This window comes from Deinococcus aerophilus (assembly GCF_014647075.1).
Lineage (GTDB): Bacteria > Deinococcota > Deinococci > Deinococcales > Deinococcaceae > Deinococcus > Deinococcus aerophilus.
On the sequence record NZ_BMOM01000063.1, the window covers coordinates 1 to 4,600 of the forward strand.

Annotated in this window: 4 protein-coding genes; all 4 read right to left on the reverse strand. The window is 64.3% G+C overall.

Translation table 11 applies throughout. The annotated features are described in order from the left end of the window. Positions 1-424: 424 nt before the first annotated feature. Positions 425-856: a hypothetical protein gene (locus tag IEY21_RS16495; protein WP_188905432.1), complete on the reverse strand. Its 432-nt coding sequence runs from the start codon at positions 854-856 to the stop codon at positions 425-427. 115 nt (positions 857-971) lie between these two features. Next, positions 972-3,065 carry an elongation factor G gene (gene fusA, locus IEY21_RS16500; RefSeq protein ID WP_188905433.1) on the reverse strand — a complete coding sequence of 698 codons (2,094 nt, stop codon included), beginning with the start codon at positions 3,063-3,065 and terminating at the stop codon, positions 972-974. 154 nt (positions 3,066-3,219) lie between these two features. Next, positions 3,220-3,690 carry a 30S ribosomal protein S7 gene (rpsG, locus tag IEY21_RS16505; protein WP_188905434.1) on the reverse strand — a complete coding sequence of 157 codons (471 nt, stop codon included), beginning with the start codon at positions 3,688-3,690 and terminating at the stop codon, positions 3,220-3,222. A gap of 151 nt (positions 3,691-3,841) precedes the next feature. Further along, positions 3,842-4,240, reverse strand: a complete 399-nt coding sequence (rpsL, locus tag IEY21_RS16510; RefSeq protein ID WP_188905435.1) for a 30S ribosomal protein S12 — start codon at positions 4,238-4,240, stop codon at positions 3,842-3,844. Between the last annotated feature and the right edge of the window lie 360 nt (positions 4,241-4,600).

The window sequence follows — 4,600 nt, forward strand, 5'->3', positions numbered from 1 at the left end:
GGTGGTCTTGCCGTGGTCGACGTGGCCGATGGTGCCCACGTTCACGTGCGGCTTCGTGCGCTCAAACGTTCCTTTTGCCATGATCTTTACTCCCTCCAAGCGGTGGATTCACACACAAAACTGGCCCTTTGATCGGGCGTCCCCCGCGCATGCCACGAGGTTGTGATGGTGTGACCCACATTGGGTTGATTCTCGCCAGGGCAGTGTCCCGCCATGCTGGCACGCTGCACCGCAATCCGCGTCCGCATTTCACAGCGGGATTCACGGCGCACCGAAGAAATAGGGTACAGGAAATCAGGCCTCAGAACAAGGGGGGTGTGGTCAGCGGCGGTCCCACGAACAGAAGCGGGAGCGCCCGCTGCGGCCCTCCGCACCCTCATCCCAGGGCCTGGAAACCTCGCCCCTGTTCCCGCCTGCGAGGTCCTCAGCGCCGGGTGTAGGCGACCACCTGCCGGTCGAAGGCCCCCACCAGCATCACCACCCCCAGGACGGTGCCGATGGGAAAGATCAGCAGGCTGAAGACCGCGATCACGATGGCCGAGACCCGGCCCCAGCTGCGGCCCTCCAGCAGGGCGCGGCGGGTGAAGTACAGCCACAGGATCAGCAGCGCCGTAATGGCGAAGGAAATCCACAGCACCCACTGAAGCTGCTCGGGCGACAGCACGATGGGGGGAATTCCCGACTGGCCCGCGCCTTCATTTAAACGAATCAGCAGATCGTTGAGGGTGGGGCCGGAGAACGGCAGGGTCAGCAGGGAAAAGGCGTTGTAGAACACGCCGATCAGGAGGGGCAGGGTCAGGAAGATCAGGCGGGGGGGGCGGGGTGTTTGCGGGCCGGGAGAAACAGGAGCAGTCATCGCCCCTCAGGGTAGCGTCCGGGCCGTGGTCACGGTCCGACCCCATTTCCAAAAGAAAGACCCGCCTGAACGGCGGGTCCTTTTCCGACTGAACTTTCCTGAGGAAAGGTCCGTCTTACTTCTTCATCAGCCCCTGGGCGATGTTGTTCGGCACCTGGGTGTAGTGGTCGAAGAACATCGAGTAGCTCGCGCGACCCTGGGTCATCGAGCGCATGTCGGTGGCGTACCCGAACATCTCGCTCAGCGGCACGAAGGCCTTGACGATCTGGGCGTTGCCGCGCGCTTCCATGCCCTGGATCTGACCGCGGCGGCTGTTCAGGTCGCCGATGATGTCGCCCATGTAGTCCTCGGGCACGGTCACTTCCACGCGCATGACCGGTTCCAGGATGGCCGGAGCGCCCTTCTGGACGGCTTCCTTGAGCGCCATGCTGCCCGCGATCTTGAAGGCCATTTCCGAGGAGTCCACTTCGTGGTAGCTGCCGTCGTAAATGGTGACCTTCATGTCCACCACCGGGAAGCCCAGCATGGGGCCGCTCTGCATGGCTTCTTCAATGCCCTTCTGGGCCGGGTTGATGTACTCGCGGGGCACGGTGCCGCCCACGACGGCGTTCTCGAACACAAAGCCGGACCCGGGCTCCAGCGGCTCGGCCTTGATCTTGACGTGACCGAACTGGCCGCGTCCGCCCGACTGGCGCACGAACTTGCCTTCCACGTCGGTGGCCTTGGTGATGGTCTCGCGGTAGGCCACCTGGGGCGCGCCCACGTTGGCCTCCACCTTGTACTCGCGCTTCAGGCGGTCCACCAGGATTTCCAGGTGCAGCTCGCCCATGCCCGAGATGGTGGTCTGGCCGCTTTCCTGGTCCGACTCCACCCGGAAGGTGGGGTCCTCTTCGGCGAGCTTCTGCAGGCCAATGCCCATCTTTTCCTGGTCGGCCTTGGTCTTGGGCTCGATGGCCAGCTTGATGACGGGTTCCGGCACGTCGATGCTCTCGAGCAGCACGGCGTCGTCGCCGTCGCCGATCAGGGTGTTGCCGGTGCCCGAGTCCTTGAGGCCGATCACGGCGCCCAGTTCCCCGGCCTTCAGCTCGGTGACTTCCTCGCGGCTGTTGGCGTGCATCTTCAGCAGACGGCCCACGCGCTCGCGCTTGTCCTTGCTCGCGTTCATCACGTAGCTGCCCGACTGCATGGTGCCCGAGTAGATGCGCACGAAGGTCAGGCGGCCCACGTAGGGGTCGGCCATGATCTTGAAGGCCAGCGCGGCCAGCTTGCCGTCGGGGTCGGCGGGGAACTCGACGGTTTCCTCGCTGTCCTCGACCTTGCCGCGGATCGCCGGAACTTCCAGCGGGCTGGGCAGGTAGTCGATCACGGCGTCGAGCAGCAGCTGCACGCCCTTGTTCTTCAGCGCGCTGCCGCACAGCACCGGGAAGATCCTCTTCTCGACGGTGCCCTTACGGATGGCGGCCACAAGTTCCTCGACGCTGGGCTCCTCACCTTCGAGGTACTTCATCATCAGGTCTTCGTCGACTTCGGCGGCGGCCTCGATCAGCTGTGAGCGCATCTCGGCGACCTTGTCGGCGAACTCGGCAGGCACCTCGCCCACGACGATGTCGGTGCCTAGGTCGTTGGTGTAGGTGTGGGCCTGCATGCGCACGATGTCGATGATGCCCTTGAACTCGTTTTCCTGACCCATCGGGTACTGGATGGGAGCAGGAATGGCGCCCAGACGTTCACGGATGTCGCTCAGCACGAGTTCGAAGCTCGCGCCGGTCTTGTCCATCTTGTTGGAGAATGCGATGCGCGGCACGCCGTAGCGGTCGGCCTGACGCCACACGGTCTCGGACTGCGGCTCCACGCCCTGGCTGCTGTCGAACACGGCGACGGCGCCGTCGAGCACGCGCATGGACCGCTCGACTTCAATGGTGAAGTCCACGTGGCCGGGCGTGTCGATGATGTTCACGACGTATTCTTGGTCGGTGCCCGAACGCTTCCACTTCGCGGTGGTCGCGGCGGCGGTGATGGTGATGCCGCGCTCGCGCTCCTGCTCCATCCAGTCCATGGTGGCCGCGCCGTCGTGCACTTCACCGATGTTGTGGGTGCGCCCGGTGTAGTACAGGATGCGCTCGGTGGTGGTGGTCTTGCCGGCGTCGATGTGCGCGGCAATTCCGATGTTGCGGAAGTGGGTCAGGTAACTCTGGGCTTTGGTGGTCATTTAGACTCCCTGATGCTGACGGAGAACGTGTCTCGCTCCCCGGATGACGGTGGGCTGGGCTGAACCCGGGGTCCGGCGCTCGTGTACCCCTCTCACGCGAGATGGACGGTAGGAAAGCCCACCGTCCGGTTCTTGACGCTTGGGCAGAAAACGCTTACCAGCGGTAGTGCGCGTAGGCGCGGTTGGCTTCGGCCATGCGCTCGATGTCGTCTTTCTTCTTGATGGCGCCGCCCCGGCCCTGCGCGGCGTCCATGATCTCGCCGGCCAGACGCTCGATGGCGGTGCGCTCGGGGCGTCCGTCCACGGCGGTCATCATCCAGCGCAGCGTCAGGCTCTGCTGACGGCGCACGCCGACTTCGACCGGCACCTGGTAGGTGGACCCGCCCACGCGGCGGCTGCGGACTTCAACGCGCGGCTTGACGTTGTCAAAGGCCTGCTTGAAGATCTTGAGCGACTCCTGGCCGGTGCGCTCCTGCACGACCTTCATGGCTCCGTAGAAAATACGGCTGGCCAGGTTCTTCTTGCCGTCTTCCATGATGCGGTTGATCATCGCGCTGACCAGCACGTCCTGGTACACCAGGTCCGGCTGGAGGGGGCGCACTTCTGCTCTGCGGCGACGTGCCATGTTGAACTCCTCTTGTAAAGCGCCCTAACGGGGGGCGCAGATAGCGTGCTGCATGGGCCTCACCTCTGGTGATCCAGAAGAAAGTGGTGGGGCGCGGCCGACCCTCGCTTTGCTGCCGGCAGCCGTGGCGGCCGGGCAGCGAAAACGAGTCTTACTTCTTGGCGCCCGCCTTGGCACCGGCCTTGGGCTTCTTGGTGCCGTACTTGGAGCGGCTCTTGTTGCGGTCCTTGACGCCCTGGGTGTCGAGGCTGCCACGCACGATGTGGTAACGCACACCGGGCAAGTCCTTCACACGTCCGCCGCGGATCAGTACGACGCTGTGCTCCTGCAGGTTGTGGCCTTCACCGGGGATGTAGGCGGTGACTTCAAAGCCGCTGCTCAGGCGCACGCGGGCGATCTTACGCAGCGCCGAGTTGGGCTTCTTGGGGGTGGTGGTCTTGACGACCGTGCAGACGCCGCGGCGGAAGGGGCTGCCCTTCAGGGCCGGAACCTTGCTTTTCTTCTGGAGCGTGGTGCGCCCCTTACGAATCAGCTGCTGGGTGGTAGGCAGGGTAAATCACTCCTCTGATCTGAGCTGGGCCAGCAAACACTGGGCCGGACAAAGTGGGAACGGGTGCTGGGGGCGGGGCCAGTCCACGCGTACGGAACTGGCGGCGGGTTGGCAATGAAGCCTGAGGTGATCAACGCGCTGCCGTGGGGGACTGTCAGCATCAGTCTGCTGGGCGCGGTGTGCCGAGAAACGCCCTGGTGCAACCCTGTACCGGGGCAGTTTTCAACCTTGGCAGTTTACTCCCGCAGGGGGCCTGGGCGCAAGCTCTGGCGGCAGAGGGTAGTGGACTTCCGAGCATGACGGGTGTTCAATGAAGCATGAACGGTTTGAAGTGTCCGCAGTGCGGAGGCGTCTATATCG